General features: G+C 35.3%; 12 protein-coding genes, 1 pseudogene and 1 riboswitch. Of the genes and pseudogenes, 6 read left to right on the top strand and 7 right to left on the bottom strand.

The genetic code is table 11. The features are described from left to right. Positions 1–47: 47 nt before the first annotated feature. From AB1284_RS09735 to iscB, 4 genes are all read right to left on the bottom strand, one after another. Entirely contained in the window at positions 48–419 is a 372-nt protein-coding gene (locus tag AB1284_RS09735; RefSeq protein ID WP_429749810.1) for an ArsR/SmtB family transcription factor, read from the bottom strand. Next, positions 420–839 (bottom strand): SRPBCC family protein, encoded by a 420-nt coding sequence (locus AB1284_RS09730; protein ID WP_429749812.1) that lies wholly within the window; start codon positions 837–839, stop codon positions 420–422. It lies immediately after the preceding gene. A gap of 196 nt (positions 840–1,035) precedes the next feature. After that, positions 1,036–1,914, bottom strand: coding sequence for an SDR family oxidoreductase (locus AB1284_RS09725; protein WP_429749814.1), 879 nt, complete (start codon positions 1,912–1,914; stop codon positions 1,036–1,038). Positions 1,915–2,027: 113 nt separating this feature from the next. Beyond that, positions 2,028–3,275 (bottom strand): RNA-guided endonuclease IscB, encoded by a 1,248-nt coding sequence (gene iscB, locus AB1284_RS09720; protein ID WP_429749816.1) that lies wholly within the window; start codon positions 3,273–3,275, stop codon positions 2,028–2,030. A gap of 462 nt (positions 3,276–3,737) precedes the next feature. Here iscB and AB1284_RS09715 point away from each other — a divergent pair, with 462 nt between their 5' ends. The 6 genes from AB1284_RS09715 to AB1284_RS09690 all read left to right on the top strand — a co-directional run bounded on the left by AB1284_RS09715 (position 3,738) and on the right by AB1284_RS09690 (position 11,425). Continuing rightward, positions 3,738–4,190, top strand: coding sequence for a PH domain-containing protein (locus AB1284_RS09715; RefSeq protein ID WP_429749817.1), 453 nt, complete (start codon positions 3,738–3,740; stop codon positions 4,188–4,190). A 45-nt stretch (positions 4,191–4,235) separates the two neighbouring features. Beyond that, positions 4,236–4,769 (top strand): nucleoside-triphosphatase, encoded by a 534-nt coding sequence (locus tag AB1284_RS09710; RefSeq protein WP_429749819.1) that lies wholly within the window; start codon positions 4,236–4,238, stop codon positions 4,767–4,769. Between the two features lie 216 nt (positions 4,770–4,985). Further along, positions 4,986–5,106, top strand: a riboswitch (glycine riboswitch). A gap of 111 nt (positions 5,107–5,217) precedes the next feature. Then, positions 5,218–6,585 carry an alanine/glycine:cation symporter family protein gene (locus AB1284_RS09705; protein WP_429749821.1) on the top strand — a complete coding sequence of 456 codons (1,368 nt, stop codon included), beginning with the start codon at positions 5,218–5,220 and terminating at the stop codon, positions 6,583–6,585. Positions 6,586–7,020: 435 nt separating this feature from the next. Next, positions 7,021–7,983 carry an AAA family ATPase gene (locus tag AB1284_RS09700; protein WP_429749822.1) on the top strand — a complete coding sequence of 321 codons (963 nt, stop codon included), beginning with the start codon at positions 7,021–7,023 and terminating at the stop codon, positions 7,981–7,983. Then, on the top strand, positions 7,983–9,197 hold the full coding sequence (locus tag AB1284_RS09695) for a DUF58 domain-containing protein (RefSeq protein ID WP_429749824.1): 1,215 nt from the start codon (positions 7,983–7,985) through the stop codon (positions 9,195–9,197). The genes AB1284_RS09700 and AB1284_RS09695 overlap by 1 nt, the downstream gene beginning before the upstream one ends. Further along, a complete protein-coding gene (locus tag AB1284_RS09690) occupies positions 9,194–11,425 on the top strand; it encodes a transglutaminaseTgpA domain-containing protein (protein ID WP_429749826.1) in 2,232 nt (743 codons plus the stop codon). Before AB1284_RS09695 ends, AB1284_RS09690 begins: the two co-directional genes overlap by 4 nt. 415 nt (positions 11,426–11,840) lie before the next feature. Here AB1284_RS09690 and AB1284_RS09685 read toward each other — a convergent pair whose 3' ends face one another. The 3 genes and pseudogenes from AB1284_RS09685 to AB1284_RS09675 all read right to left on the bottom strand — a co-directional run bounded on the left by AB1284_RS09685 (position 11,841) and on the right by AB1284_RS09675 (position 15,194). Further along, the gene (locus tag AB1284_RS09685) at positions 11,841–13,319 is read right to left on the bottom strand and encodes an Lsa family ABC-F type ribosomal protection protein (RefSeq protein ID WP_429749828.1); all 1,479 of its coding nucleotides are present in this window, start codon (positions 13,317–13,319) and stop codon (positions 11,841–11,843) included. A gap of 597 nt (positions 13,320–13,916) precedes the next feature. After that, positions 13,917–14,972: pseudogene (locus AB1284_RS09680) on the bottom strand (alpha/beta hydrolase family protein); the annotation flags it as partial. Positions 14,973–15,029: 57 nt separating this feature from the next. Then, a complete protein-coding gene (locus AB1284_RS09675) occupies positions 15,030–15,194 on the bottom strand; it encodes a hypothetical protein (protein WP_429749829.1) in 165 nt (54 codons plus the stop codon). Between the last annotated feature and the right edge of the window lie 30 nt (positions 15,195–15,224).

Raw genomic sequence — 15,224 nt, 5'->3', positions numbered from 1 at the left:
AACAAATTGTTCCAAACATACTCTTTTTCATTTAGAAGGAAACTATCTTATTCCTCTTGTTTATTCAATTTTGTTTCAACAATTTTTAATCCATTGTTCTCTCCATTTTCAACCACATGTTTCAAAATGGATAATTTATTATTCCAAAATTGTTCGTAAAAAGACAGCCACTGTTTTAATTCTTGTAAAGGTTCTAATTGCAGCTGATAAATTTTTTCTCTCCCTACTTTCTTTCCACTCACTAGCTTTGCTTCTGAAAGAATGTGAAGATGTTTTGTGACAGCTGTACGACTAATTGGAAAATGAGATGTTATTTCTGAAATAGGTAATTCTTTTTCTGCCAGTAATCGAAGTACCTCTCTACGAGTTGGATCAGCAATTGCTTGAAATACATCATAAGTTTCTGCTGATGAAGACATTTAACCTTCAATAACCTTTTTAAGTTTTTCATTGATAATGCCAGTCCAACCATATGCCATTCTCTCGCGAATAATAGCACTTTTCTCATTTGGTTTCGGAAGAATAAAGTCAGGTTCTTTCCAACCGCCATGAATGAGTGTAAATTCTGTCTTATCTCCTAAATCTTTCAAAATAAAAGAAACAATCCAACCGTCTGTATCCCACGCAAAAGAAAGTTGATGAGGAGCATCTATTTCTAATACTTTACATGGAGATGGACCAAATGGTGATTGTATATGAAATTCATGCCCTACTTCTGGTTGAAAATCATTTGGCATAAACCATAGCGCAATACCTTCTGCAGTTGATACTGTTTCCCATACTTTTTGAATAGGTGCTTCTAGCACGATTGTTTGCTTAATGTCTTGTAATGTATTCATAGTACTTTACCTTCTTTCCTTATTTCAAAATAAAACCTTTTGGTTTCACTTTCATAGAATATAACACCTTATGGTTTCATGTCAATGTTAATTAACCTTTTAGCAATCATTTGAATATTGAAGACGATTGAAATAAATAAAAAACCCGTATGATTACGAGTTTTTATCTATTTTTTCCTAAATCAATGGAAATTCTTTATAAAGTATGTTGTACATGCTCTTCAAAATATTTTCCCCAATCAGGTTGTCTTCCATCTATATCTTTGAATTTATATTCTCTTGCTAATTCCCATGAGCTAAGCGCTTTTCCTGTTTTCCTATGAACATTCGGATCACTCGCTAAAGCAGCAATTGCTCTGCCGATAAAAAATGGTGTTTCTGATGCAATGAAGTGCGGATCTTTTTTTGCTCCTTCTTGCCAGTTTTCTTCTGTGACACCGAATAACTCTAACATGGCTTCAGAACGTAGAAACCCTGGGCTCACTGCAACAGATGTTATGTTGTAGGGAGCTAAGTCTTTTGCCATTGCTTGTGCTAAATGAATTGTCGAAATTTTAGCGAGACTATAATACAAATTCCCTCGATACTCATAATCAACACCATCTGTAATTTCAATAACAAGCCCTTTCTTATTTTTCACCATAAGCTGGACACCGTAGTGACTTGTTATCATATGAGAATGTACAGCAGTTGTTTGTATTTGGATTCCATTATCTAAATTATGCTCCCAAAATGGTACGTTCCATTCTGTCAGCGGATCGCCTCCCCATACATCATTCACTAAAATATCTAACCGTCCATTCTGCTCTTTTTCAATCTTCACAAATAAAGCTGCAACATCTTCTTTCACGGTATGGTCGACCCGAACTGCAATTCCTTTTCCGCCTTGTTTCGTTACAAGTTCGGCTGTTTCTTCAATTGTCTCCGCTCTTCCCATGGATGATAAATTTCCTTTTGTACTTCTTCCTGTCACATATACAGTAGCACCAGCTTCACCAAGCATCATCGCAATGCCTCTTCCAGCACCGCGTGTTGCACCAGCTACTACTGCAACTTTCCCTTTTAGTGGTTTCATAAATTTCTCCTTTGCTTAGTTTTAACGTATTTCCGAAAGAAGTCCCCATCTTCAAGCGCGTGACGGGCAAAAGCCCAGCGGTAAGGTGGGGATGAATTTCGGTTAGGCATAGCCTAACTGATTTGTAAGAACTGCCAATTGTTCGTATGGTGTATACACTCCATATCTGACATCTTCACTTGCTTATAGGATTTAGAAGGATTTTGTATATACTGTCCATGTATATCTTGTACGTATACCATTTTTCCTGTAAATCCTGTCACAAATCCTACTTGTCCACATACCTTTACTTTATCACCTAAATAGATTCCATCTATATGTGGTGTATTTTTCTTGTTCCGTTTTGCACTTGTATTCTTTGTTTTCCTTCCTTTTCTTGCGGTTGCTTCATGCAGGAAGCGTTTTTTCTTTCTAAATTGCTTAATTCGAAATTCACCACTTTGATCATATTCTTGTATTTGTGTTGAATGGGTAATCGCAATCGCGTCATGTATATGTGTTTTGGATAAACCCAATTCTTTTCGCTTCGGTGTGGTGTGACTGCCGTACGTAATGTCACAATCTAAACGATTCATGATTTGTAAACGCAATATATTCATAAAAGCAGTCTCTTTATATTGTTTTGGTTTTTTGAAACTGTGTTTGATTTTCCCTTGATGAAATTTATGATGACAGTCTTCATGCACTGTTACAAGGTTATTTGCCATATCTGAACCGCCATTACATCGCTCGATAATATGATGCGTATGCAAAATACCACTTTTCTTCTTACAAATTTGACAGGTGTAATTGTCTCTCGCGAATACATAATATCTCGTGTTCCAAAAGTCGAAAGCATCCCCCTGTTGGTATTCTATTCCTTGTATATCGGGATTTTTTAGCTTTTGTGCATCAAATTTTCCTGTTTCGACAATCACTTTTGGAGATGGTAATAACGAGCGGAATATTTCAATCCAATGAATTTGGTTATCCACTCTGCTTTGAATCGATGGTGGCAACCATCCTTCTTTCTTTTTCCGATTGAGAAAACGTGCTTTTCGATATCTTGTTTTTCGTTGTCTTCTACCTCTGCGTAATGTAGCTCTCAGTGTAAGATTTTCTTTGACATCCTGACGTAGCTCAATGGTTCCTTTTGTTAGCACTTTGTCTTCAGTGGTAATCGCAATACCAATATGCTTTGCTCCGCTGTCAACACCGATTGTGACGGATTGCACCGCTTCACCTGTGGCATATTGTAATTGAATTGTAAACGGAGTGTATCCAATAACCTTTACTTTTCCTTGTTTGAGAAGAAGACGTGCCTTACGAGGACTGCAAGGCATGAGTGGTTCTCCTCGTGAATTCTTGACAAATACACGCATGTTTTGTCCCTCCTAAGAGTTTGTTTCCCTTCGCCAATGTTTGTAGGTGTGGGCAACTTCTCGTACAAGAAGGCATGTGGTTGACCGTTCTTTCCCAATCAGAACTGTTACAGAGCCACCATAGAGCCAAGAACTAGGGAATCATTCTTGGGTATGCAACCTACGAACGGAGTCCACGAAAGACCAGGGCTAGAAAACCAGGGTTTTTTACAAGCCCCCACTTCAAAACGTGTTAGCGTTTAAGTGGTGGGTAGTTGACTTACATTCAATTTCAAAAAACGAACATCTTTCCTCTTCATTCTGCCATCTGATTTCCACATAAGCCACCTTATTTTCAATATTTAGCCCTTAACATGACATATTCCTAATTATACACATGAGAATGTGGTAATATTTGTATATAAACTCCGAAGTCATCATTTCTGATAAGAAAACATCTCACACAAAGAAGAAGGTGATGTAATGAAATGGAAAGTAAGGCGGGACCGAGAATATTGGTATATGATGGTTGGAACCATCCTGTTATCTAATACACTCCTTTCTCTTCCACTTTGGCTAGACAAAACATTGAATTCTGTAGATTGGCTTATCATCCCAAGTATCATTTTAATATTTAATTTATTTCTGTTATGGGTTATATTCGGGATTCGCTATGAATTACGAGAAAAAAGTTTATATGCAAGGTGCGGTCCTTTTTGGTGCAACGTTCCCTATGAAAATATTACAAAGATTCATCCAACTGATGATATGCTTATGGGATTTCGTCCCGCAGCTGCACTTCATGGTGTAGAAATTCATTATCCAAAAGCGATATTGGGCAGTGTCAAATTATCACCAGAAAACGAACAATTGTTCATACAAACTTTACTTGCTAAGTGTCCTCATTTACAAAATAGTGAAACGAAACATTTCTAATTCAACAAGTAGTTACTCTTACGACACAGGAGGAAGTATATCTTTATGGGAAATCATTTTTTTCTAACTGGTAAGCCGAGAGTTGGTAAAACTACAGTTCTAAAGAAAATAATAAGTGAAATTGGGGTAGAAAATTTTAGTGGATTTTATACAGAAGAGATTGTGGAGAATTTTAATAGAACTGGATTTAAAATTGTTTCTCTTAATGGAGAAGAATTAGTAATTGCAGATGTTAATTCTAAAAGTGATATTAGAGTAGGCAGATATGGCGTAAACGTTTCCGAATTTGAAAGGATAGCTATTCAGTCTATTCAAAATAACGCAGAGAAAATTATAGTGATAGATGAGATTGGTCCTATGCAAATTGCCTCCCAAACATTTCTATCTATTATCAATCAATTTATGCAAGGTTCACAAACTGTATTAGGGACAATATACTATGATTCTCATCCTAAAATAGATGAAATAAAGGCTAATAGTAAAATGAAGATTTATGAATTAACGCGGGGAAATTATAATGATGTGCTTTCTAAAGTAATAAATGAATTACGACAGACAAGCCTTTTTCAGCCTAAATAAGCAGATTAAAATCACTGATATATAAATATTAATTATGAATCTATATATTTTTAATTCTTGACTTAAAATATAAATCATGATTATAATAACTCATATTAATTTCATAGCATTCGGATGAACCATACAGGAGAAGATCTTTTGATCTACCGATGGGGCAAAAAGCTGGTCGGACAGCTTTGAAACTCTCAGGTCTTGTATTCAAGTAGAACTGTATGGGGACGAATCTCTGGAGAGACTCCCTCCTATTGCATAGTCAAAAGGAGGAAACAGAGCACCGAAGGAGCAAATCCACCATTATAGTGGATAATCTCTCAGGTAAAAGGACAGAGACAAGCAACAGAAAGAAAATACCGATTCCCGAATCGGTTTATTTTTCTATTCCTTGTATCTCCAGAGACCATTTCGTTTATATGAAATGGTTTTTTATTTTTTGTAAAGGAGAATAAAGATGGAAACAGCAAATCAAGTATTAGAAGTAATCAATCATTATGTATGGGGACTACCTACACTGTTACTGCTTGTTGGAACAGGAATCCTCCTTACAGTACGCCTACGAGGCTTACAATTTATTAAACTATTATATGCACATAAGTTAGCATTCGGAAAATCAGAGGATAAATCTTCTAAAGGAGATATTAGCCATTTCCAAGCATTGATGACTGCGATGTCAGCCACTATTGGTATGGGGAATATCGCAGGCGTTGCAACTGCAGTTGCAATCGGGGGACCTGGCGCAATATTTTGGATGTGGATTACTGCCTTGTTTGGAATGGCAACAAAATATTCAGAAGCTATTCTTGCGGTAAAGTATCGCATTCATGGAGTCAACGGTGAATACTCTGGTGGCCCAATGTACTACTTAGAACGCGGGCTAGGAAAGAAATGGCTCGCTATATTGTTTGCTATTTTTGGTACAACAGCTTCATTTGGAATCGGAAATATGGTGCAGTCCAACTCTGTTGCTCAAGCCATGAAAATTAACTTTTCCGTATCACCTGTCGTGACTGGAATTGTAATGGCGATTTTCATCGCAATAGTCATTTTAGGCGGAGTTAAGAAAATAGGAAAAGTGACAGGTTATTTCGTTCCAATTAAAGCTTTCTTTTATATACTTGCTGGACTTATTATTATTTTTTATCATATAGATCAAATTCCAGAAGCATTTCAGCTTATCTTTTCAGGTGCTTTTAACGGCACTGCAGCTGCTGGTGGTTTTGCCGGTGCAACAGTTGTTTCAGCTATTCAAATCGGGATGGCACGAGGTGTATTTGCAAACGAAGCGGGACTTGGAAGTGCACCAATTGCAGCAGCTGCTGCGAAGACTGATTCCCCTGCTAAACAAGCACTCGTATCTATGACAGGAACGTTCCTTGATACATTTGTCGTATGTACAATCACTGGTTTAGTACTCATTACAACAGGTGCTTGGAATTCTGGGAAAACAGGCGTTGAAGCGACGACCTTTGCATTCCAAACTGTATTTGGAAATGCCGGAAGTATAATTCTTGGCATTGCAATTATTTTATTTGCTTACTCAACAATGTTAGGCTGGTCATACTATGGAGAGAAATGTGTTGAATATCTATTTGGCCGTAATGCCGTTCGATACTACCGTTTCATTTTTGTTGGAACGGTCGCGTTTGGAGCAAATTTAAAACTAGGACTTGTTTGGACATTTTCTGATATCGCTAACGGACTAATGGCAATCCCAAATTTAATTGGTCTTATTGGATTAAGTGGAATCGTTGTTACAGAAACAAAGCGCTTTTTACAAGCAGAAAAATCAAAGAATTCTAACAATCAGATTGCAAGTTAATCTAACTGAAAAGGATGTATAGTGTTTATTCATTCACTATACATCCTTTTCTTATTGGACCATACTTCATGTGCATATTATCTAAAAACGAGATGTGTCACTTTACTCATAAGTTTGCCGCAGTTGGAAGCATAAACTTACCGGAAATCGCTTATTTTAGAAGATATTTAACTAATTGTCCAAAGAAAATGGAAGCATAAGTTTGCCATAAACAAAAAGAACCATAAGATGACATATTTTAAAAACATAGAGTAGGATTTTCTTAGAAGGTATAGAAGTTATAAAGTAATTAAAAGAGGCAGTTCCCTCAACAGTATCACCACTTAAAAAATTTATAGTTTCTTAAATTGATAATCCACTACAACATACCTAAAAAAACTCAATTCTTATTTGCGTAAATCATAACTAAAAAAAATTTAAATTAGGAGGTGTACGATGACGCAGCTCGATCCATTACATCCAATTGTAGAAAAGATAATCGACAATGTCGAAAAAGTGATGGTTGGAAAACGAAAAGAAACGATTCTTACCTTGACAGCTCTTTTAGCTGAAGGTCATGTACTATTAGAAGATGTTCCAGGTGTTGGAAAAACAATGCTGGTACGCACCCTCGCTAAGTCAATTGATGCTGATTACAAACGAATTCAATTCACACCTGATTTACTACCGTCAGATGTAACAGGTGTTTCTATTTATAATCCGAAAGAGCTGCAATTTGAATTCAAGCCAGGACCAATTATGGGGAATTTCGTGCTTGCTGATGAAATTAATCGTACATCACCGAAGACCCAAGCCGCCTTACTTGAAAGTATGGAAGAAGGTAATATTACAATAGATGGCATAACTCACCCGTTACCAAAGCCGTTTTTTGTAATGGCCACGCAAAATCCAGTTGAATATGAAGGAACATACCCTTTGCCTGAAGCACAGCTCGACCGTTTTTTGCTGAAATTGAAAATGGGCTATCCTACACCAGAAGAAGAATTTGAAGTTTTAAATCGTATGGAAAAAACAAATCCACTCTTACTCCTACAGGCTATTATTACAATAGAAGAATTACTGAAACTACAACAAAGTGCACGAGAAATATATATAGAAAAAGCAATCAAGCATTACATTGTAAAACTTGTCAATCAAACTCGTTCCTATAATTCTATACAACTAGGTGCAAGTCCACGCGGTTCTATAGCTTTGATGAAGGCTTCACAGGCTTATGCGCTCATCCATGGCAGGAATTATGTGATTCCAGATGATGTTAAATTTTTGGCTCCTTATGTTTTATCTCATAGACTTATTCTAAAAATGGAAGCGAAATTTGAAGGAATAACAGGAGAAAAAGTTATCGCAAAAATCATCGCACGAACTTCAGTACCAACTCAAAGGAAGATGAATTTTTGATGAAACAGATACTACGAACAATTTATAATGTTGGAAAGTTATTGCTGATTCCCGTATCCCTTGTCTTAACATTTGTATATGCTATGCTACAAGGAGGATTTGTAAGTTGGTTCTTATTTTACAGCATCATCCCTTTTGGCTTTTATTCATTGCTACTCCCCTTTTTCGCTTTGAGGGATGCTGAAGTGAGACGCATAACCAATCAAAAAGAATACATAGCTGGCGAACAATTTCGAAGCACTATTATAATAGAAAGAAAAATTCCTTTTCCCTTACTTTATATAATTATAGAAGATAAATTGCCCCCACAATTTGCAAATAGTAAACAATCAAGTGCCGCCAAAGTGATATTATTTCCAGGATTCACACGAAATATTTCGTATCAATATAGAATTGGCACAATCCCTAGGGGAGAACACATTTTTTCAAGCGTACGTGTAAAAATTGGAGATATCTTCGGTGTTATTGAAAAAGAAATGATATTTTCAGTTCCTAATACATTTTTAATCTATCCTCGATATGTAGATATAACTTACCGAAAATTAGAAAACCATTTCGAACAAGGGGCGCTCTCAGCAAATATAAATGCAACAAAAGATTCTACAGTCTCAGTTGGTGTCAGAGAATATAAAACTGGGGATCGTTTTTCATGGATTGATTGGAAAGCAACCGCCCGTAAAAACAATATTATGACGAAAGAATTTGAACAACAGCGGAGTCATGATGTCATGATTTTCATAGATAGAACCCCATCTCCCCTATTCGAATCAGTCGTTACGTTTACATCTTCTCTCGTGAGAGCTGTCTTAAAACAAGATTCACAAACGTCTTTCGTGTCTATCGGAAAAGAACAGACTGTTTTTCCTTTACATTACCGAGATACCCAGTTGCAACAAATCTTTTGTCATTTAGCAAAAGTGCAAGCAGACAGTATATTTCCATTCTCTCAAACTGTAGAAATGGAATTAAGAAAAATTTATCAGCCAGTAACAGTTATACTTGTGACAAGTGATCTTTCCCTTGATATTCTAAAAGCAGCTGAAAATGTTGCAATGAAGAATAGAAGATTGATGGTGTTTGTTGCAAAAGAAACAGCGAACCAATTCTCAAATCGGGAACTAAGTATACTAGAAACGCTTCAAAAGCGAAAAATATTTGTAAAAGCGATTTATGATAATCATCATGCAAATGTGTTTTTTGAGGTGAACAAATGATAACACAACGCGCAAACAATCAATGGAATCTGAGCAGGGTCTTAATGCATGTAAGTGGGTTTCTTCTTTTACTAGAATGGTTAAGACCGCTTATAAACATTACGAACATAGGGAGATTAGATATTTTTGTAATATTTATAGGAATTTGCTTCACCCGCTCTTTTTTTCAAATACGGTGGCAGATTGCAATAAAGATTGTAATCATCTTATTTATCATTCATTCCGTATATTATAAAGGTACTTTTATGAATCCATCTTGGCTGACAGTATTATTTTCTGATATTTCTCAAAACACTTCCCTGCTTTTTCAAGGGAATTTGCAAGATATTTCCGCTGTTTTTCCTACCTTCTTACTTTTTCTAATACTTTGGTTTTTATGTTTTCTCATCTCTTATTGGGTAATTCGTCAAAAACGCGGATTGTTATTTCTTGTATTAACTATTATTTATATCACGACTTTTCATAACTTACACTTATACAACGCAAATCATGCTATTATTCGTACCGTTGTCATCGGTTTTTTTATGCTTAGTCTTCTTCAAATCGAACGGATACAAATGATTGAACACTTGCAAAATTATTCAAGACACATATCAAAATTACTTAGACCACTTACTATGTTTATTATATTATCAGCAATCATCGCATACTTCGCTCCAAAGTTTGGCCCTCAATGGTCAAATCCTATGACTTTTTTGAAGTTCGATACATCTACAGCAAGTAAAAAAGTTGAAGTTTCTAAAATTGGGTATGGTATGGATGATTCTCAATTAGGCGGACCTTTTAAACCAGATGATACAGTTGTTTTCACCGCGCAAACACAAAACAGTCAATATTGGAGGGTAGAAACAAAAGATTTTTATACCGGAAAAGGTTGGGAAGTTTCTGAGGAACCAAAAAAAAATTCTTTTAAGAGTAAAAACAACGTAGTGACCTGGTACGAATCAAATACAAAAACAGATACAGCTGTAGCAACGATTAATATGCAAAAAAGTTATCCTCATCTTATTTATCCCGCAGGATTAGTGTCAGTTGAAGCTATTTCTGAAAATGTATCATTCAGTATTGATCCATTTTCAGAAAAAATTTATACGATGAAAGAAGGCTCCTCTATCTCTTTAAACAAATATAAAGTGACTTATGAAATCCCACAGTTTTCCACAGAAAACTTGAAAGCTGCAAAAAAGGATGAGGGTATGGAGACAAATCCCTATTTCATGACAAAATATACACAGCTTCCCGAATCATTACCACAAAGAGTAAGGGACCTGGCAGTAGACCTTACAAAAGACAAAGATAATCAGTACGATAAAGTATTGGCTATTGAAAGCTACTTCACTGACAATTCCTTTGTATATGAAACAGAACATGTTTTGGTTCCTAAAAAAGACCAAGATTATGTGGATCAATTCATCTTTGATACAAAAAGCGGATACTGTAATAATTTTTCGACATCCATGATTGTGTTACTTCGTTCTGTCGGCATTCCCGCACGCTGGGTAAAAGGCTATACCGAAGGTGCTCTTGACAATACATTAGTTAATTTAGAGAGTAATAGCGTCTATAAAATTACGAATAATAATGCACACTCTTGGGTCGAAGTATATTTTCCAGGATACGGCTGGATCCCATTCGAACCAACAAAAGGCTTCAGCAACCCATATAATTTTATAAAAGACGCTCCGGCTTCTGGTTCACAAAATAGCGAAGTGATTAATCCTAACAATGAACAAATACAGCAGAAAAATAATGAAACAAAGCTCAAAAATTTAATAGAAAATACCGAAGAAGTCTCTACCAAAAAAATTACGAATTCCAAAAAAGAATTTTCTTGGTGGTACTTATTCCTCTCTATCATATCAATGAGCATAATTAGCTACATTCTCTTTGCTACTAGAATGAAGTGGCTTACATTTTGCATTATTCTCTTCTATAAATACAGAAAAGATGATGCTGTTTATCCAAAGGCTTACGATGCACTCCTAAAACAATTTGCCAGAATCGGCATTCCACGTAATGAGAGCCAAACATTACGAGAGTATGCAATCCATGTAGATATGCTTTACAACTCAACTGATATGCAAAAGCTCACTCTCAGTTATGAGAATACTATTTATCAAAAGGCGCAGGCCACATCGGAATGGAGAAAATCTATACAATTATGGGAACAACTCATGAAAAAAGCAGCCTCTCTTCCCAAATCACTTGACTTTGATGTAGGAATTTAGTTTTGTTGAAGCAAAAGAAAAAAAGACACCTCAACTTATTCTTATCAAGACTTAAACGGTAAATAGTCATAAAAAATTAAGGGTGTTACATATTAGTCATGACTAATATGTAACACCCTTTTACTATTTTGTTCAATAAACGCGCCCAATTGTTGTTTTAGAATAAAGTTTGTTCAAATTAATCCTATATCATTCAAACCTAAACATCTTCTTTAATAGTAGGAAAACCTTATGGTCTTATATCATATTCCCATTTATGAGTGCATTCTGTTAATATGCATCCTGCTTTTCCTATTAAAAAGCCTAATTTCTCAATTTGTTGTAGAGAAATTAGGCTTTTTTCATCACTCCATTAAAGCGCTCTATAGTTTAATGACTTGGTTTACTGATTATATCTTCAATCATTCACTTTGAACTATATAGATATAGTTTTTGTTGCAACTGTTTGTTGAAATGCCTTATCATGCTCAACAATAACCATTGTGGGATTAAATTGTTGAATAAGCTTTTCAATCTGCATACGCGAATAAATATCAATAAAATTTAATGGTTCATCCCATATATACAAATGAGCTTTTTCACATAAACTTTTAGCGATAAGCAGCTTTTTCTTTTGTCCACCAGAATAATGAGATATATCTTTCTCAAATTGAATTCGGTCAAAATCCATCTTACGTAGGATGGATTTAAATAACGTCTCATCAATCTCGTGCTCTTCAATAAAGTCCGATAACGACCCCTTCAAATGAGAAGTATCTTGTTGGACATAGGAAATGATGAGTCCTGAACTTAAATTAACTGAGCCTGTATGTTGTATTGGATCTCCTAGAATTAGTTTTAGGATACTACTTTTCCCGCTTCCATTCTTTCCATCAAGTATAATTCGATCCCCTTGTTCAACTATGAAGCGAATTGGCTCATTCACTATTTGGTCATCATACTTAACAGACACATCAGCCAAAACAACCAATTCATTTGACTGAAATTTCAATTGTTCTAATTTTAACGACTCAGTTTTCTCCACATTTTTTAGTAATTTTGACTTTTCTTCAATAGCTTTTTGTTGCCTTGATTCAAGGTTCTTCGCTCTCTTCATCATCTTAGCCGCTTTATGTCCTACAAAACCCTTATCTAACTTAGATCCTGAATTCCTTGTTCCATTTTTGGAAGCTTCCACTTGATGAGACCAATCTGCTGAACGCTTTGAAGACTGTTTTAATCTCCCTATGTCTTTTTGTAGACGCTCATTTGTAGCCTCTTCGTGTTCCTGCTGTCTATCAAAATTTAACTTCCAAGAAGAATAGTTACCACTTTGTACTTCAATATTTGCTCTATTTATAGATAAAATATGGTCAACGCAACCATCTAAAAAGATTCTGTCATGCGAAATCAAAATAAACCCTTTTTTCTCCCTTAGATAATCAGAGACCATCTTTCGTGCATCAGTGTCTAGATGATTTGTTGGCTCATCAATTAATAGAAATTGACCCTCATTCAAAAACAGTGCAGCAAGCAACACCTTTGTTTGTTCTCCATTTGATAATGTTTTAAATGGCCGATACAAGGCCTCAGCATCAACATTTAAATAGGATATTTCACGCAGAAATTCCCAATCTTCTGCTTGGGGACAAATTTCTTCAAGGATTTCATGAGTGAACTTGTTCTTATCCGAAACTGGGTAAGGGAAATAATTAAATTCTACCGACGAAGTGATTTTTCCACTATACTCATAATTCCCTAATAATAAATTAAAGAATGTCGTTTTACCTCGTCCGTTTCTACCAATAAACCCCAGTTTCCAATTCGTATCTATTTGAAAGTTTACACCTTCAAAAATATTATCAAAGCTACCTGGGTATGAAAAAGTTAAGTCTTGAACTTTTATCATTGACATCATAATTCCTCCTTTATATATCAACACTTTTCATATAAAGTCGGAATATCCATCAATTTTTTAATTCCTCTATATAAGTTTGATGGATATTAACGACTTATATAGAGCATTACATGTGTAACAATAGTGTCTGAATTACTCATTTTTCTCTCTCCTTTATTTGTTAGTTTACAGTTACGGATTAATAAATATCAACTTACCTATAAGAGAATAAAAAAATCCTCCCAATTAAATTTGGCAGGATTAGTCATTTATATTATTGATACCCAATTAAGCTACTTTATTAAATAGCTTTACTTTATTATGAAAAATGGGTAGACTAATCCTATTTTTTATAATTTGAAATTTAAAATATCCAATTTCAACATTTAAAAATAAGATTAGTTAATCATCGTCCACCCATCATCCTTTCTGTCATTAGTATTAATATTGTAGCATGATAATGTTGTATTAGTAAATGAGACAAATGCTTGGTTTTAGAGAAAAGGAGTATTTTCTTCGTTATCCTTTTTTATATTTTTTAGGCGCAATCCTTATTAGAGGATTGCGCCCGTTGATTAACTTATTTTAGCTGGTAATCTCGTTAAGACATTCCAACTATTGAACAATCGTCAAATCCGGTATATTTACATTTTCACGATCGAATATCGTATTCTTTTTACCGTTAAGAGTTTTTTCAAGAAACGATAATATAACATGATTACTCAATTCATAAATATGCTCAGGATTCGGTGGTAATGTACTGTCATCGTCATAAGGTGTTCCGGTAAGATATGGTCTCAACAAAGGCAGATTTGTGAAGCTGCCGTGTACTGCCCCACCCGCTATCGTAATATCGTATGCCGGACCTGAAACTGCTTGTTTGTATCTGTCATTAGTCACTTTGAACATATCTCTTATTTCTTGCACTGTCTGTGGATCTAGTCCTGATGGTAGTGGTTGTTCACCTCTTCCATTAAACCACATTTCAGTATTTTCAGTTGCAATAAATGCAAATGGCTTTGTCATACTGCCTGGGTCTGTCAGTCCAAGGAAAGCCCCATCCATATTTATTGCAGATTTAATTTTAGGTTCAACCTGCAAAGCTCTTGCTGCTGTAGCTCCTCCCATTGAATGCCCAACTGCCGCAATTTTATCCAAATCCAGTCTGTGCTTAAAGTTCTTATCCATTTTGTTTAATGTATCCAACTGATGTATAACAAACTGTAAATCTTTTACCCATATATTATTAATTCTATTATCATATTCTGCGAGATTTGGGATTTCATTAATATATTGAGGGTTAATCGGAATACACCGCCCATCATTAAATTCAGTTCCAGCGCTAAAGTGCGTATGATCAATACTGAATACAATGAATCCTTGACTTGCCAGTTCACGAGTAAGCCATTGATAATTCCAGTTACCAAAGCCAAAACCATGCGAAAATAAAACAATTGGATATTTATCTTCTTTACTTGATAGTACTCCCTCTTTATACACTTGAGTGTTTACGTTATTGACACCAACAAAAAGTTCACCAAATTTATTAGTAGTTGCCATCTGATTGATTGCGTTTATAGTCGCAGGGATATAAGGCTCCATTTCCTTACCCTTGCGGTCATTGCTATTAATCGGATACCAAGTTTGAACCATAAGTTCCCGGTTATTATTATGGTCAAGAAAGTCTTTTCTGGAAAAATCAGTCCAATCAAAGGTAGTAGAACCTACTTAATACTTACCTGTAGTTTTTGGAAAAGTCACCAATGAATTTTCCAACTTTGCAGGATGTTGAATGGCTTGAGCTGCTTTTTCATTAATCACTTGGGCATTCGCTGAGACTGTACTTGAAAGTAAAGCACATGTTGTTAAAGTACTAACGATAACTTTTTTCATTTGTTTGTTCCTCCCGTTTATCAATTTATT

The organism is Bacillus sp. S2(2024) (genome assembly GCF_050474045.1).
Lineage (GTDB): Bacteria > Bacillota > Bacilli > Bacillales > Bacillaceae_G > Bacillus_A > Bacillus_A yunxiaonensis.
This window is presented reverse-complemented; position numbering and strand designations above follow the sequence as displayed.